Below are 15,506 nucleotides of genomic sequence, written 5' to 3'. Positions count from 1 at the left end.
TTTCCTCAATATCAATAGTAGTTGCCTACGAGCGATGCCACTTCAATCAGCAGCAACACGGCAAACATGCGGGCCAGTCCGCCCAGTTCAGTGTCTTGCTGGGCGCCCTCTCCTGCGTCGTACATGCCGGCGGTCATGGGGATCAAGGCAACCGCCAGGCTGGAAAGCAGGGTTTTGATGCCGAACACCAGCGTGACGGCCGGTGAGAACACATGGCCGAACATGCGGGTGTAGCTGGGCAGGCCCGCCAGATTGAAGCCATATACGCCAAGATACGCCATGACCAGCGCCACCACGCACGACAACGCCGCCAGTGTGATGCAGGCGAACACGCCGGCCACCACGCGCGGCAGCAGCTCCATACGCACCGGGTCGGCGCCCCTGCGCCGCAGGGCATCAAGGTGTCCCGACAGGCGCAGTTGTGCCAGGCGGGCTCCGTTGGGAATGGTGCAACGCATGGCGACAAACAGCGCCGCAGTCAGCGGAATCAACTCCAGCACCAGCACGCGAATGACCATTTCCAGCGCATAGGCGGTCAGCCCATAGCTCAGTGCCGTGACCACCACGATGCGCGTGAGCACCAGGCCGAGCAGAGCGGCCAGCACCGTGAACCCCGGCAGGATGGGGGCTGTATCTTCGTAAATGTGGCGGGCCAATTTGCGCCGCGCGCCCGCGCCATAGCTCGATGGCGTGAGCACCAGCACCAGCACCACCGCGCCCAGGTACATGATGCGGCCCCAGGCCAGCGCCCAGCGGCGCATGGCGTGCCACAGGCGCTCGTGCAGGGTCAAGGCGGGCCAGCGGGAGATCATGTGCGCATGATAGCGCCTTGCCCGCTTGCCATGTCATCGAAATGGCATGAAGCGCTTTGTTTACATGCGGTTTAAGCTATTCAAAATGTAGCAAATATCAGAATCAGACATGGCGTTTGGGTGCTGCCGCCAGGGGCGCCGCGGGCAGGGACTGCGCGTCGGCCTGTGCGTGCAGCGCTTCGATGATGCCGCACTGCGGCCCCGTGCCATCGCAGCGGTTGCGCAGTGCCAGCAGGTCCTGCTCCAAGGCTTGCAGTTCATGCAGTCGGGAGCGCACATGGTCGAGGTGGCCGTTCAGCGTCACGCAGGCAGCGTCGCAGTCGGCTTGGGACGCCAGGTCCAGCGCCAGCAGCGTGCGTACTTCGTCCAGCGACATGTCCATGGCGCGGCACAGCCGTATGAAGCGCAGTTGGTGGATGTCGGCACTGCTGTACAAGCGGTAGCTGTTACTGCTGCGGACACCGGGGCTGAGCAGGCCTTCTTTTTCGTAATAGCGGATGTTGGCGGCAGACACACCCGAGCGGCGAGCGGCCTCCCCAATGCGGTGACAGGCGGTCTGGTGGTGCATGGCTTGACCTTATAGTGACTTCAGGGTTTTTAATCAGCAACGATACCGCAACCGATCACGGAGAAACCCATGTCAGCCCATTGCCACGACAACCATTGCCACAGCAGCCCGACCAGCGCCGATCCCCGTTACCGGCGCATCCTGTGGATCGCCCTCATCGTCAACGCTGCCATGTTTGCAGTGGAGATGGGCGCGGGACTGCAGTCGGGTTCAGCGGCACTGCTGGCCGATGCCATCGATTTCCTGGGCGATGCCGCCAACTACGGCGTCTCGCTGTGGGTGTTGGCCATGGCCTTGGCCTGGCGGGCCCGCGCCGCCTTGCTCAAGGGGGCCAGCATGCTGGCGTTTGGAGCGTTCGTGGCCGGACGGGTGGCCTGGGGCGCCTGGCAGGGCATTACGCCTGAACCCCTCACCATGGGCAGCATTGGCCTGCTGGCCCTGGCGGCCAACCTGGGCGTGGCCGTGCTGCTGTACGCCTGGCGCGAAGGCGACGCCAACATGCGCAGCGTGTGGCTGTGCACGCGCAACGATGCGTTGGGCAACTTGGCCGTGATGGCCGCCGCCCTGGGCGTGTTTGGTACAGGCGCTGCCTGGCCCGATTTGGTGGTGGCCGCCACCATGGCGGGTCTGGCCATCAGCGGAGGCTGGAGCGTGGTGCGCCACGCACGCGCAGAACTGGCGCAGGACGCGCATGTGCATGCTTAAGGCAATGCTGAACAAGTCCCTCACGCGCTGCGCATCCGTACCTCGGGCGGTCTGCGGCGTTGCAAATCCTCGCCATAGCTGCGGCCATGGCTGCGGTTTGCGCCTTGCATCCCATCCCGATGCACGGCGCGCATCATCGCGGTGACTTATTCAGCATCGCCTTAATGCGGGCGCTGATAGCTACTAAAATAGTAGCTATCAGCGCTTTCCTGGTAAGCGCAAAACGCCAAAAAATATGTATTTTTCCTGCCCACGGCTCGCGGTACCCTAAGGCCATGCAGATCCAGACCGTTCTGAAAATTGGCGCTGCGCTGTGCGTGGCTTTCTTTGGCATCGAAGCAGCACGCACCAGCCTGCAGGCACCAAAACCCGTGCGGCCCCCGCCAGCACAGGTGCTTGTGCAAAGCCCGGTGCAAACCCCCACCGACAAGGCGGCGTTCGGCTTCGAGGGCTACCAGATCAAGCCCCTGGCGCAGTTCACTGTGCGCGCCCGGGTGTTGGCGCGCGAAGACTACCAGATGGACAAGGAGGCCGATCTGTCACCCATGGACCTGGCGCTGGGCTGGAAGCAGATGGCAGACCCGGCGGTGTACCGCCCGCTGAACATCACGCAGGGCGGCCGCTGGTACCGCTATTCGTGGAAGGAACAGCCGCCTATCCCGCTGCAGGAAATCATCGAATCTTCCGCCAACATGCACATGATTCCGGCCAATGCCAGCGTACACAAGGCGCTCAAGAAGGCGCGCGAAGGCGGCTTGATCCAGATCAGCGGCTACCTGGTAGAGGCCACCCATCCCAAGGGCTGGCGCTGGACCAGTTCACTCACGCGGTCGGACTCTGGCGCCAACTCGTGCGAACTGGTCTTTGTAGAGTCTGCCGTGGTGGAGTAGCCAGCATCGAAAGCCCGCTGCAAGCCCTGCGGGCCTGGCGCGTGCTCCAATGCAAGGCTGCTCTCCACATCCTTTTGTCATGACTCGCCCGCCCGCACCTTCTGCCCCCCTGCCACCGGCTTCGGTGCCGCACACTGCGACCGAGGATGCAGTCGCCATTTTTACCGGTGTACTGATGATTTCCGTGGGCATCGCCTTCTTCACCAGCGCAGGGCTGCTGACGGGCGGCACCGCCGGGCTGGCATTTTTGCTGCATTACGCAACGGGCATCGGGTTTGGCAAAATTTTCTTTGTGCTCAACCTGCCGTTTTACTGGCTGGCACTGCGCAAACTGGGGCGCGAATTCACCCTCAAGACCTTTGTGGCGGTGCTGCTGCTGTCTTTGCTGACCGAGCTGCAATCGCAGTTTCTGCAGTTTGCCCACATCGAGCCGCTGTATGCCGCCATTGCCGGTGGGCTGATCACGGGCACCGGTTTTCTGGCGCTGTTTCGCCACCGCTGCAGCCTGGGCGGCGTGGGCATTGCTGCCCTGTACCTGCAGGATCGCTATGGCTTGCGCGCGGGCAAAGTGCAAATGGCCGTGGACTGCTGCATTGTGCTGCTGGCCCTGTGGACGGTGGAGCCCATGCGCGTCGCCTGGTCCATTGCCGGTGCCGTGGCGCTGAACCTGGTGCTGGCCATGAACCACCGCCCCGGGCGCTACATGGCGACCTGAGCGATGGACGGGCAGCGGGCCACGGAACCTTTGGCGCGTTGCGGCACTCAGTCGTCGATGCGTCTCATGGTTTCTGTGGTGGTCATGCTTGTGCTGGTCTTGCGCGGCCTTGTGGGCACTGCCATGGCTTTTGAGGCCGTGCCCTGCCAACCTGTACCGGCCCAACACAGCGGCATCGATTCACCCCACCCCACCATGGCGCTGCCTGCCCCCCAGGCCAGTGACTGCAGTGAACCCATGCGCTTCGTGGGAAGCACCTGCGAAGACGCTACGCAGGAAGCGTGCTCACCCCTGGGGCATGGCCCTGCCTGCCAGTCGTGCGGCGCCGGTCATTCGGCCCCGTGGGCGCCTGTTGCGCTGCTGTCGTGGCCAACCACGCAAGGCTACGCCGCCCTGCGGCCCCCAGACGCTGCCTGGTTTGCCAGCGTGCCTGTGGCGCCCGCCTTCAAGCCGCCCATTGCCTGATTCTTGCGCCCTCCAGGGCATGCCTTGCGCTGCACTTCAATTGAATAATTTGATAGCTGCTTGCGCAATACAGATAAGCGCTACAGCCATTTTTCTCTAATTTTTCGGCGTTCGATGCCACGGTCGGCGCACCCTGCCCCAGAATCGTCCCATCGATCGCCAGCCATTGAAAGAATTTTCCATGCCTACCCCGCTCTTCCTCTCGCCCCTTCGTGCTTCCCACAGCGGCCTGCAGCGCCGCCATCTGCTGGCGAGCCTGCCTGCGCTGGCGGCGGCGCTGGCCGCATCGCGCCTGGTGCGTGCCGCCCAGGCAACGCCCGTTGAAATCTGGAAAGACCCCAGCTGCGTTTGCTGCCACGACTGGATCACCCATATGGAAGCGAATGGCTTTCACTTCACCATCCACGACACGGGCAACAACGCGGTGCGCGCACGCCTGGGCCTGCCGCAAAAGCTGGGCTCGTGCCATACCGCCCTGGTGGGCGGCTACCTCATCGAGGGCCATGTACCGGCCAGCGATGTGCGCGCGCTGCTGCAGCAAAAGCCCAAGGCTTTGGGACTGGCGGTGCCCGGCATGCCGGTGGGCTCGCCCGGTATGGACGGCCCGGCCTATGGCAACCGGCGCGATCCCTACGACGTGCTGCTGGTCGCGCGAAATGGCAGCACCCGCGTGTTCAAGAGCTACCACCAAGCGCCAAGGTAACCCGGCTGCGGCTTCATAATCGGCCGCATGATTTCCTCCTCTTCCTGCGCCCGAGACCAGGGCAGCATCACCCGTGTGGCCGGTATCGAGGTGGGTCACTACACCGAGAGCCGCCGCCCCACCGGGTGCAGCGTGGTGCTGGCCCGTGACGGTGCTGTGGCCGGTGTGGATGTGCGCGGAGCGGCGCCCGGCACGCGCGAGACCGATTTGCTTGATCCCAGCAACCTGGTCGAGCAGGTGCACGCCGTCATGCTCTCGGGTGGCAGCGCCTGGGGCCTGGAGGCCGCCACCGGCGCTGTGCGCTGGCTCGAAGAACAAGGCGTGGGGCTGGACATTGGCGTGGGCCGCCTGCCGCTGGTGCCGTCCGCCGTGCTGTTCGACCTGATGGTGGGCGATATGCGCGTTCGCCCCGACGCCGCCGCCGGTTACGCCGCCTGCGCAGCCGCCTCCCCTGCCGATCCGCTGGAGGGCAGCGTCGGTGCGGGTACCGGCGCCAGTGTGGGCAAGATGTTTGGCATGGCGCGGGCCATGAAGGGCGGCATTGGAACCGCCTCGGTCACGGTCGATGGCGTGACGGTGGGGGCGTTGATTGCCTGCAATGCCGTAGGCGATGTCCTGGACCCCGACACCGCCCGCCCGGTGGCGGGTGCGCGTACGGCCGATGGGCTGCAACTGGTCGATACCCGGCGTGCCCTGTTGCGCGGCGAGTCAGCACAGTCCCTGCTCGCAGGTACCAACACCACCATCGGCGTGGTAGCCACAGACGCCATGCTTACCAAAGCCCAGGCCCACCGCCTGGCCGTGGCCGCGCACGATGGCCTGGCGCGCAGCATCAACCCGGTGCACACCATGCTCGATGGCGATACCTTGTTTGCCTTGGGCACAGGCCTTGCGGGCAAGAATCCGGGCATGCTGCTGCTGTGCACCATGGCTGCCGAGGCCACAGCCCGTGCCGTGCTGCGCGCGGTACAGGCTGCGCAGGCGATCACCACTTCGGAGGGGCTGCACCTGCCGAGCATGGCCGACATGGACGGGACGATGTGATGCCGCAGGCTTTTCGCTCCACACTGCTCTCCTTGCGGGACATGCTGGTGTCTGCCGGGCCGCTGGCTTTGCTGGCTGTGGGCCTGCTGGCCTTGGCCTATTGGTGGCTCAACCCCACACCGCCCAAGTATGTAGTGCTGGCCACGGGCGCCGAGCAAAGCGCCTACGCTGAATTTGGCCAGCGCTACCAGAAGGCACTGGCGGCACAGGGCATCGAGGTACGCCTGCTGCCCAGCGAAGGATCGCTCGCCAATCTGCAACTGCTGCGCGAGGGGCGCGCCGACCTGGCCTTTGTGCAAGGTGGAACCGCCGTGCTGGAGGCCGAAGACCACGATCAACTGCGGTCTTTGGGAAGTCTGTTTGTAGAGCCCCTGTGGCTGTTCTACCGTACCCAGGCCGTGCGCCACAGCACCCCGGCCGGGCGGCTGGACGCCCTGCCCCAGCTGCGCGGCCTGCGTGTCAATGTGGGTACCGAGGGCAGCGGTGTGCCCATCCTGGTGGACAAACTGCTGGATGCCAACCATATGCTGGCCTCAGATCTGCGGCTGTCCCGCCTGGAGCAAACCCCGGCCACCGTGGCTTTTCTGGACGGCAAGATCGATGTGCTGGTGTTTGCCTCAGCGCCTGAATCCCCCATGGTGCAAATGCTGTTGCAAACCCCGGGCGTGCGCTTGATGGATTTTCCGCAAAACGAGGCTTATGGTCGGCGCTTTCCATTCCTTACCCCGGTCACTTTGCCGCGCGGTGTGGTGGATTTGGCAGGCAATGTGCCTGTCCACGATGTGCGGCTGGTCGCATCCACCACGGCCCTGCTGACCCGCACCGACACCCACCCGGCCCTGCTGCAGCTGTTTGCCCAGCATGCACAGACCCTGCACAGCGGTGCGGGCTGGTTCAACCGGGCCAGGGAGTTTCCCAGCACACGGCACAGCGAGCTGGAGATTGCGCCCGAAGCCGACCGCGCCATCAACGAGCCTGTGCCCTTGCTGCAGCGCTACCTTCCATTCTGGCTGGCCAACCTGGTCCAGCGTATGTGGCTGGTGCTGGGCATCTTGATCGCCGTCATGCTGCCCTTGTCGCGTGTCGTACCGCCGCTCTACCAACTGCGCGTGCGTTCGCGGGTGTTTCGTTGGTATGGGCGGTTGCGTGAGATTGAAAACGACATGGTCTCGGGCCAAGCACCCTCCTGTGATCTGACGCAGGCCCTCGATGCGCTGGAAGCGCAGGTGTTAAAGGTCAGCGTGCCGCTGGCCTATGCCGACGAGTTGTATGCATTGCGCAACCACATCCAGATGGTGCGCGGCAGGTTGGCACGCTAGGAGGTTGTACCGCCCTATAAGGGCGGGCGTTTCAGCTCTCAGCGACGGGTGGATGGCGGACTGCTGCCGCGTCCAGAGCTGGCCATGGCGTCAATAGCGCGTTCCACTACATGTTTGCCCGACATCACGCGCAGCAGCCCCTCTGCCGCCAGCTTGTCGCGCATGCGGCGTGTCATGGACTGGGTGCTGTTATCAGCGGCGGTGAAAAGGAACAGCGTTTTATGCGGGCTGGCCCAGGTCAGTTGCGTACGCATGACCTTACCGTTGGAAACCAGATCCACCCAGGCACCAACCACGAAAAGATCGTCAATGCCGGGCGCTGCATTCAGATCCACATCCACGGCGCTCTGCGAGGAATTGGACAGATCATCGGCCATCGATTCGATGCCGATCTCGGCGCTGTCGACGGGCTCGGTTACGGCAGGCGGCGAATCCAGAATCTGCTGGTGCAGCAAGACGAGCCGTTCAATCAATGCGCTGGTGCTGCTGTCGGGGTGGCCAATAGTGGCCAGGCCCTCGCGCAGCGTCGCTAGCATGCCGGGTATGGCATCGACCATACGGCCGAGGTCTTCACCCACCTGTTCGGGTTGAACGCTCCAGAACAAGAGCGGCACCAAGGCCAGGTAACCACCGGGGTCTCCATCAGCGCCCTCGGGCTGCTTGAGTTGCGCCCGGGCCACCACATCGGCCCAGGGGCCGGTGGCAAATTCCAGGATGTCAGCAGGCACCTTGTCAATATCGGGCAAGGCACGGATGTTGGCGGCAATTTTTTCGGCCAGCAACTCGCGTTGTTCGGCGCGCAGCAAGGCCTTTTCTTCGGCGGTGCGGCGGGCTTGCTGCTTTTTCTCTTGCGTTTCCCAGGCCGATGACAGCGCCTTGAGCACGGCCTCGAAGGGCGCTGCGCTGGTGACATCGGGCTGCTGCGCGAGGTGGTTGACCGCCTGGTCTACCAGACGCATGTAACGTTTGAAGCCGGGCTCTTCCACGTTGGTGAAGGCCAAGCTGCGCTGCGTCAACTCGTCGAGCAGGCGGCGCGCTGGATGGTCGCCATCGCTGAAAAATCGCGGGTCGTGGCGCACCAGCTTGCGGATGGCTGGCTCCAGGTTTTGCACCGCTTGCTGCACGGGGGGCAGCAGGCGTGAATCCTGGGAAATATTCTCTACCATGCGTGCCACCACCTCGGCGGCCATGGCGGGCGATTCGGCCGCGCCGCCATACGGTACGCCGTAGACGCTGCGGGGTGCACCCTGCCCGCTGGGGGCGTACCCGGGCTGGCTTTGGGCCAGGCGCCCGACCAGGCGTTCGAGTTGGGCGATGTCCTCCATAGCTTCGGAAACCGCAACGTTGGCGTACTGTCCGCCAACGGGTGTGCCGTACACGCTGGAGCCGCCACCCTGTGCTTCCATGCGCGCCGGCTGCACATGGGCGTGTGCAAAGCCTGTGACTACCGGTCCAGCGCGCGGAATCTCAAACGGGTCGCCACCACCGGCCAACATCTGGCGCAGGATGCCCACGGTCAGCAAGGCCTCTTCCGCTTCGGGCGCGAGACCCCCCATGGGGCCGGGGTCGCCGCTCCAGCCAGAAGCCATGCCCGCACGCCCGTAAATCGAAGAGGGGCTGCCATAGCCGCTGGCGCCGCCCATGCCATGACCGTAGCCTGTGGGATTGCCATAAGTGCCGTAGCCACTGGCCCCGCCCCTTGCGAGTCCGCCCATGGCGCTCGAGCCCGGCATGGCCACCACGCCATAGCCCACGGGACGCACACCCTGCTCGCGCAGGCTTTTGGCGGCGCGTTTGTACACATCCACCAGCTGCGAGCCCAGTAGATCGCCCATGTGCTGCATCCAGGCTTCACGGATGGGCGCCGCCACCCCGGACTCGGAAATCACCTGCTGCAACGCGCGGATGTAGTTCTCGGGGCGCAACGGGTTGCGTTCGGGTTGCACGCGGTTCAGCCCCTGGGCTCCACTGACCAGTGCGTTGAGTTCGGCCAGCACCGCATCGGTGGCATGTACCGCCATTTGCTGGGTACGGGACAACTCCACCTGTGCCTGCACTTCGGCGTCGTCAACCAGTGAGAGTTCGCCAAAATCCATGCCGCTGGCATCCGCCTGGTGTGGCTTGGCGGCCGACGGACCTTCCGCAAAAATTTCCAGCAAGGCCATGGGGTAGGCTTTGACCAGCGCTGTCTCTTGCTGGTTCAGCAAGCGCAGCGCATCACTGGCCAGGTTGCGCCGCGCAATGTCCCTCAGCTCAGATTCCTGGCTGGTCAGCGCACCGCGCGTGACCTGCACCAGCTGCGTCATCAGGGCTTCGCCCTCGCGCACTGCGTTGACAACGCAGGCGCGGAATACCGTCCTAGTACGAGGCGCAGGCTGTTGCATGGCGGGGCGATGAGGGGCTGGGGAAGAAAACGTCCAGGCGATATCCTACTTCTACTTGAGGGCCTTGAAGCGCATGCGGTGCGGACGCGCACCTTCTTCGCCCAATCGTTTCTTCTTGTCGGCCTCGTATTCCTGATAGTTTCCGTCAAAGAACGTCCACTGGCTGTCGCCTTCGGCTGCCAAAATGTGCGTGGCAATGCGGTCCAGGAACCAGCGGTCGTGGCTGATGACCAGCACGGTGCCGGCAAATTCGAGCAGCGCGTCTTCGAGGGCGCGCAGGGTTTCCACGTCCAGGTCGTTCGAGGGCTCGTCCAGCAGCAGCACGTTGCCGCCGGCAATCAGCGTCTTGGCCAAGTGCAAACGACCGCGTTCGCCGCCCGAGAGCATGCCCACTTTCTTTTGCTGGTCAGCACCGTTGAAGTTGAAGCGCCCGCAGTAGGCGCGGCTGGCCATCTGGAATTTGCCCACATTCAGAATATCGAGCCCGCCAGAAACGTCTTCCCACACGGTTTTTTCGTTCGCCAAAACATCGCGATGCTGGTCCACAAAAGCCATGTTGACGGTCGAGCCGACCACCACCGTACCGCTGTCGGGCTGCTCTTTGCCCGCCAACAGCTTGAACAGCGTCGATTTACCCGCGCCGTTGGGGCCGATGATGCCGACGATGGCGCCCGGCGGAATGGTGAAGCTCAGGTTGTCGATCAGCATGCGGTCGCCAAACGACTTGCTGACGTTGTGAAATTCAAACACCTGCTGGCCCAGGCGCTCGGCCACGGGGATGAAAATCTCCATGGTCTCGTTGCGCTTCTGGTATTCCATGTCGGAGAGCTCTTCAAAGCGCGCCAGACGCGACTTGCTCTTGGCCTGGCGCGCCTTGGGGTTCTGGCGCGACCATTCGAGCTCTTTCTTCAGGGCCTTGGCGTGTGCTTCTTCGCTCTTTTGCTCCTGCGCCAGGCGCTCGCCCTTTTGCTCCAGCCAGGTGCTGTAGTTGCCCTTCCATGGAATGCCGCGGCCGCGGTCCATTTCCAGAATCCATTCGGCGGCGTTGTCGAGGAAGTAGCGGTCATGGGTGATGGCCACCACGGTGCCAGGAAAGCGCTGCAGAAACTGCTCCAGCCATTCCACAGACTCAGCGTCCAGGTGGTTGGTCGGCTCGTCGAGCAGCAGCATGTCGGGCTTGGACAGCAGCAGGCGGCACAAAGCCACACGGCGTTTTTCACCGCCTGAAAGCATGCCGATTTTGGCATCCCACGGTGGCAGGCGCAGCGCATCGGCAGCGATCTCCAGTTGGTGCTCGGAGTCGGTGCCAGCCGTGGCGATGATGGCTTCGAGCTGGGCCTGTTCGGCCGCCAGCGCGTCAAAGTCAGCATCTTCAGCACCATAGGCAATGTAGACCTCTTCGAGGCGCGCCTTGGCGGCAAAGACGGCGCCCATCGACTCTTCCACCGATTCGCGCACCGTGTGCTCGTCGTTGAGCTTGGGTTCCTGCTCCAGGTAACCGATGCTTAGGCCAGGCATGGCGATGGCTTCGCCTTCATATTCCTTGTCGACCCCGGCCATGATCTTGAGCAGCGTGGACTTGCCCGAGCCATTGAGGCCCAGCACGCCAATTTTGGCGCCTGGAAAAAACGAGAGCGAAATGTCTTTCAAGAGCTGGCGCTTGGGCGGCACCGTCTTGCTGACACGGTTCATGGAATAAACGTATTGGGCCATTGTGTGTAGTCAAACCTGCAAATCAAACATGCGCAAGAGGTTGCGCAAACCAGCCCCCATTATCGACTCATGCGACAATACTTGAAGTTGGGCACTCCAGTTGCGCTCGATATCAGCACTTTGCTGGGGACGAAGCAAGTCATTGCAGGCTCCCACCTTTGAACCTCGTCAGCCTGACACTGGCTCGGCAGTCCTTTCGCAGACTGCCTGGACAGGCCGACACCCGGCACCCGGTTGGGTGCATTTCAATCCATGACATTTGACGATTTGAATCTGGCTCCGGCCATCATGAAGGCTGTGCGTGAGCAGGGCTACGAGACCCCCACTCCCATTCAGGCGCAGGCCATTCCAGCCGTGCTGGCGGGCCAGGACTTGCTGGCCGGTGCACAAACCGGTACGGGCAAAACGGCAGCCTTCACGCTGCCCATGCTGCACCGTTTGTCGCAAAGCGCTGCCCCGAAAAACAAGTTTGGCGGCAAGGGTGTGCGCGCCCTGGTACTGACCCCCACGCGCGAACTGGCCGCACAGGTCGAGGAATCGATTCGCCAGTACGGCAAATACCTGGATCTCAATTCCACCGTCGTTTTTGGCGGCGTGGGCATGAACCCGCAAATCGACCGCATCAAGCGCGGCGTTGACTTCCTCGTGGCCACGCCCGGCCGCCTGCTGGACTTGCAACAACAGGGTTTTCTGGACCTCTCCACGGTCGAAGTACTGGTTCTGGACGAAGCCGACCGCATGCTCGACATGGGTTTCATCCATGACGTGAAGAAAATTTTGGCCCTGGTGCCCAAGGAAAAGCAAAGCCTGTTGTTCTCGGCGACGTTCAGCGACGAAATCCGCGAACTGGCAGCCACTCTGCTCAAGAACCCGCAAAGCATCCAGGTGACGCCGCGCAACACCACGGTGCAGCGCATTGCGCAGGTGATCCACCCCGTGGGCCGCACCAAGAAAAAGCAGGTGTTGCTGCACATCATTCAGCAGAACAACTGGAGCCAGGTACTGGTGTTCACACGCACCAAGTTTGGCGCCAACAACGTGGCCGAATTCCTCACCAAGAATGGCGTACAGGCCATGGCGCTGCACGGCAACAAGAGCCAGAGCGCACGCACACAGGCACTGGCCGGCTTCAAGACCGGCGACATCCGGGCCTTGGTCGCCACTGATATTGCTGCACGCGGCATCGACATCGACGAGTTGCCGCACGTCGTCAACTACGAGATCCCCAACGTCCCCGAAGACTACGTGCACCGCATTGGCCGCACGGGGCGCGCGGGCAACAGCGGCGAAGCCGTCAGCCTGGTCTGCATGGACGAAGAAGGCTTCATGATGGAAATCGAGCGCTTCACCAAGCAGGAAATCCCGGTGCAGTTGCTCGAAGGCTTTGGTCCTGAAGATGGTGAACAGGCAGAGCCCATCGCCATGGGTCGACAAACCATTTGGGGCGGGGCCGGTCGGCCGCCCAGCCGTGATGTGATGCAGGCGGCTGCCAAGGCCGCGCGCACCGAAATGATGGACCGCATCCGCACCAACAAGGCAGGCCAAGGTGAGCGCGGCGGGCGTCCGGGTGGCGGTGGCAGCGGTAACGGTGGGCGCAGCGCAGGCGGCGGCGGTCGCAGCAATGCGCCCCGTAATGCCCAAGGCCCGGGTAGTGCACCCAGAGGCCAGGCCCCGGCCCGCAACCGTCCCGCCGGTACAGGCGGCGGCGGGGGCGGCGGGCATCGTTTTGACGACCAGCCACCGCGCGACAACGCCCACCTCGGTACGCATGGTGGACACAGCATGCCATCCCAGCGCAATTCAGGTGGTTCTTCGCAGCCAGATCCTATGCGTACCAGCGTCGACAGCATGGCGGACCGTGGTCGCCGTGGCGGTGGCGGCGCCCGCAGCGGGGGTTATGGCGGCGGCGGTGGCCGCAGCGGAGGTGGCGGTGGTGGAGGCCGCAGTGGCGGCGGCTCGCGCGGTTCCTACGGGCGTTAACCCAAAGCCTGCGTTGCCAATGTGCAACGCAGGCTTTTTTGCCTGTGCGGTGCGAGCGTACCTTTTTCTCGGTTTTTTGTGATTTTGATAAAAAAACCACTCTAACGCCCTGGCAGCAAGCGCATCCAGCTATTAAGTTGATAGTATTTTCAACGTAAATTCCAGACAGCCCTGTTTTCAGCATTCCACTGAACCGGGTCGCTCAGTAACGTACGGTGGCGTTTCCGCTGACATTCACCACAGCTATCGCCGGGTAATATCGCGCCCAGACATGGCCCGGATCCCCTGGGTCTTTGAGGCCGCAACGGCCGTCCGCAGCATGACCATGCCCCCTCTTCCCACACCAGCAATGGTTCCAAATTCCATGCAAACACTCCGCAGACCAGGCCGCTGGCCGCTGGCTTCTTTGCTGGCAGCTGCTTTATTGACCGCTTGCAGCACGACGCCGCTGCCGCCCTGGCCTGCCAAGGCCCCTGCACCACCTCTGCGCGGTACGGTCGTGGTGCCCGCACCGCTGGGTGCGCCGCAGCCTGGGTTTGTACAGGCAGCCCCATCCGTCCAGCCCGTTACCCGGCCAATGCCGGTGCAGGCGGGAACGCTGCAGGACCTTCCCTTCAATGCCGCTGTTGCTGCACGTTTTCCGGACCCGGTGGTGCGCTATAGCACCCCTGGCCTGGCGGATCAGCGCCGCGCCTTTACCACCAATGCCGAACTCAACCAGTGGCTCGATCAGATTGCAGACACCCCATCGCGCAGCGGCACCTTGGCCAGTGTGTTGCGGCTGGGGCCGTCCCAGCGCGGCGAATCCATTTCCGCGTTGGTACTGACCCGCGATAAGGATACCGGTCCCGACACCCTGGTTGCCGGCAAGCGGCCCACCGTTCTATTGATCGGGCAGCAACATGGCGACGAGCCTGCAGGTAGCGAAGCTCTGCTGGTGGTTGCCCAAGAATTGGCCCATGGGTTGCTGGAACCACTGCTCGACCAAATCAACGTCGTCATCGTGCCCCGTGCCAACCCCGATGGCGCCGAAACCGGAACCCGCAGCACGGCCAATGGCGTGGACATGAACCGCGATCACCTACTGCTGAACACCCCCGAGGCCCAGGCATTGGCGGTGCTGACCCGTGACTACCGGCCCATCCTGGTGCTGGACGCCCATGAATTCACCGTGGCAGGCCGCTATCTGCAGAAATTCCATGCAATACAACGCCACGACGTCTTGCTGCAGTACGCCACTACGGCCAACGTCCACGAGTTTTTGACCAAGGCCTCAAGCGAGTGGTACCACGCACCCATGCTCCAGGCCCTCAAGGGCCAGGGATTGAGTACCGAGTGGTACTACACCACTTCCAACCGCTCCGAGGATATGCAGATGTCGATGGGCGGAGTGCAGCCCGATACGGGTCGCAATGTCAATGGCCTGAAGAATGCGGTCAGCCTGCTGGTGGAAACCCGCGGCATCGGCATTGGCCGCATGCACATCCAGCGCCGTGTGCATTCGCAGATCAGCGCCATCAGCAGCGCGCTGCGCAGCACCGCCGAGCGCGCCGCCCGTCTGGAGCAAGTGCGCTCCTATGTGGTGCGTGACACCATTGCCCAGGCATGCCGCGATCAGGTGGTGGTAGAGGCTGCGCAGACGCCAGAAAAACACGCGCTGACCATGCTTGACCCCGAATCGGGTGAAGACCGCATTCTGGACGTCGACTGGAACTCTTCACTCAAGCTGCGCACCGTCAAATCGCGGGCGCGACCTTGCGGTTACTGGCTGTCGGCAGCTTCGACCATAGCTGTTGACCGCCTCAAGCTGCTGGGCGTGCAGGTGATGCGCGTGGCCGAGCCCGGCTCACTGCTGGCTGACACATACCAGGAAACCGCACGCGAAACGACGGCTCGCCAGGACGTGCGTGGCCCCATGGCGGGCAGCGAAGGCATTGTGCGTTCACAGATTGCTCTGGTGCGCAGTGCCATTGACGTGCCTGCCGGAAGCTTTTACGTGCCCCTTAACCAGACCTTGGCCAATGTGGCGGTGGCGGCGTTGGAGCCCGACACGCAAAACAGCTACTACGCCAATCGCCTGATCGAACACCTGGAAGACTCTGCCCGCATCATGGGCACGCCCAGCCTGGTTTTCGAGGAACAGCAATAACTTGCCCGTATCGCTCCCACTGCATGCCGCGTATGCGGCAAGCCGTCATTGGGCAGGTA

At 63.3% G+C, this 15,506-nt stretch carries 13 protein-coding genes; 9 read left to right on the top strand and 4 right to left on the bottom strand.

Annotated features, from left to right (window positions below):
• Window positions 1-11: 11 nt before the first annotated feature.
• Together C8D04_RS05335 and C8D04_RS05330 are read right to left on the bottom strand one after the other, a co-directional pair.
• Entirely contained in the window at window positions 12-812 is an 801-nt protein-coding gene (locus tag C8D04_RS05335; protein ID WP_116003925.1) for an ABC transporter permease, read from the bottom strand.
• 103 nt (window positions 813-915) lie between these two features.
• Window positions 916-1,380, bottom strand: coding sequence for a Cd(II)/Pb(II)-responsive transcriptional regulator (locus C8D04_RS05330; protein ID WP_116003924.1), 465 nt, complete (start codon window positions 1,378-1,380; stop codon window positions 916-918).
• Between the two features lie 69 nt (window positions 1,381-1,449).
• Here C8D04_RS05330 and C8D04_RS05325 point away from each other — a divergent pair, with 69 nt between their 5' ends.
• From C8D04_RS05325 to C8D04_RS05295, 7 genes are all read left to right on the top strand, one after another.
• The gene (locus tag C8D04_RS05325) at window positions 1,450-2,085 is read left to right on the top strand and encodes a cation transporter (RefSeq protein WP_116003923.1); all 636 of its coding nucleotides are present in this window, start codon (window positions 1,450-1,452) and stop codon (window positions 2,083-2,085) included.
• Window positions 2,086-2,360: 275 nt separating this feature from the next.
• Complete coding sequence (locus tag C8D04_RS05320; protein WP_116003922.1) at window positions 2,361-2,975, top strand: hypothetical protein; 615 nt, start codon at window positions 2,361-2,363, stop codon at window positions 2,973-2,975.
• Between the two features lie 79 nt (window positions 2,976-3,054).
• Window positions 3,055-3,690 carry a YitT family protein gene (locus tag C8D04_RS05315; protein WP_116003921.1) on the top strand — a complete coding sequence of 212 codons (636 nt, stop codon included), beginning with the start codon at window positions 3,055-3,057 and terminating at the stop codon, window positions 3,688-3,690.
• Between the two features lie 57 nt (window positions 3,691-3,747).
• The gene (locus C8D04_RS05310) at window positions 3,748-4,155 is read left to right on the top strand and encodes a hypothetical protein (RefSeq protein WP_116003920.1); all 408 of its coding nucleotides are present in this window, start codon (window positions 3,748-3,750) and stop codon (window positions 4,153-4,155) included.
• Between the two features lie 181 nt (window positions 4,156-4,336).
• Window positions 4,337-4,858, top strand: coding sequence for a DUF411 domain-containing protein (locus C8D04_RS05305; protein WP_116003919.1), 522 nt, complete (start codon window positions 4,337-4,339; stop codon window positions 4,856-4,858).
• Between the two features lie 27 nt (window positions 4,859-4,885).
• Window positions 4,886-5,902 carry a P1 family peptidase gene (locus C8D04_RS05300; protein WP_116003918.1) on the top strand — a complete coding sequence of 339 codons (1,017 nt, stop codon included), beginning with the start codon at window positions 4,886-4,888 and terminating at the stop codon, window positions 5,900-5,902.
• Complete coding sequence (locus C8D04_RS05295; RefSeq protein WP_116003917.1) at window positions 5,902-7,221, top strand: TAXI family TRAP transporter solute-binding subunit; 1,320 nt, start codon at window positions 5,902-5,904, stop codon at window positions 7,219-7,221. The genes C8D04_RS05300 and C8D04_RS05295 overlap by 1 nt, the downstream gene beginning before the upstream one ends.
• Window positions 7,222-7,259: 38 nt before the next feature.
• On the opposite strand, the gene C8D04_RS05290 is transcribed toward C8D04_RS05295, so the two are convergent.
• A complete protein-coding gene (locus tag C8D04_RS05290) occupies window positions 7,260-9,605 on the bottom strand; it encodes a DUF1631 family protein (protein ID WP_116003916.1) in 2,346 nt (781 codons plus the stop codon).
• Window positions 9,606-9,656: 51 nt separating this feature from the next.
• Window positions 9,657-11,318: an energy-dependent translational throttle protein EttA gene (gene ettA / locus C8D04_RS05285; RefSeq protein WP_116003915.1), complete on the bottom strand. Its 1,662-nt coding sequence runs from the start codon at window positions 11,316-11,318 to the stop codon at window positions 9,657-9,659.
• A gap of 252 nt (window positions 11,319-11,570) precedes the next feature.
• Between ettA and C8D04_RS05280 the strand changes: the two genes are divergently transcribed.
• Window positions 11,571-13,298 carry a DEAD/DEAH box helicase gene (locus C8D04_RS05280; protein ID WP_116003914.1) on the top strand — a complete coding sequence of 576 codons (1,728 nt, stop codon included), beginning with the start codon at window positions 11,571-11,573 and terminating at the stop codon, window positions 13,296-13,298.
• Window positions 13,299-13,662: 364 nt separating this feature from the next.
• Window positions 13,663-15,447: a M14 family metallocarboxypeptidase gene (locus C8D04_RS05275; RefSeq protein ID WP_233521115.1), complete on the top strand. Its 1,785-nt coding sequence runs from the start codon at window positions 13,663-13,665 to the stop codon at window positions 15,445-15,447.
• Window positions 15,448-15,506 lie beyond the last annotated feature (59 nt).

The sequence above is a fragment of the Simplicispira sp. 125 genome (genome assembly GCF_003096555.1).
Taxonomy (GTDB): domain Bacteria; phylum Pseudomonadota; class Gammaproteobacteria; order Burkholderiales; family Burkholderiaceae_C; genus Simplicispira.
Note: the sequence above shows the minus strand (reverse complement) of the source record. Positions and strands in the feature narration are given on the sequence as shown.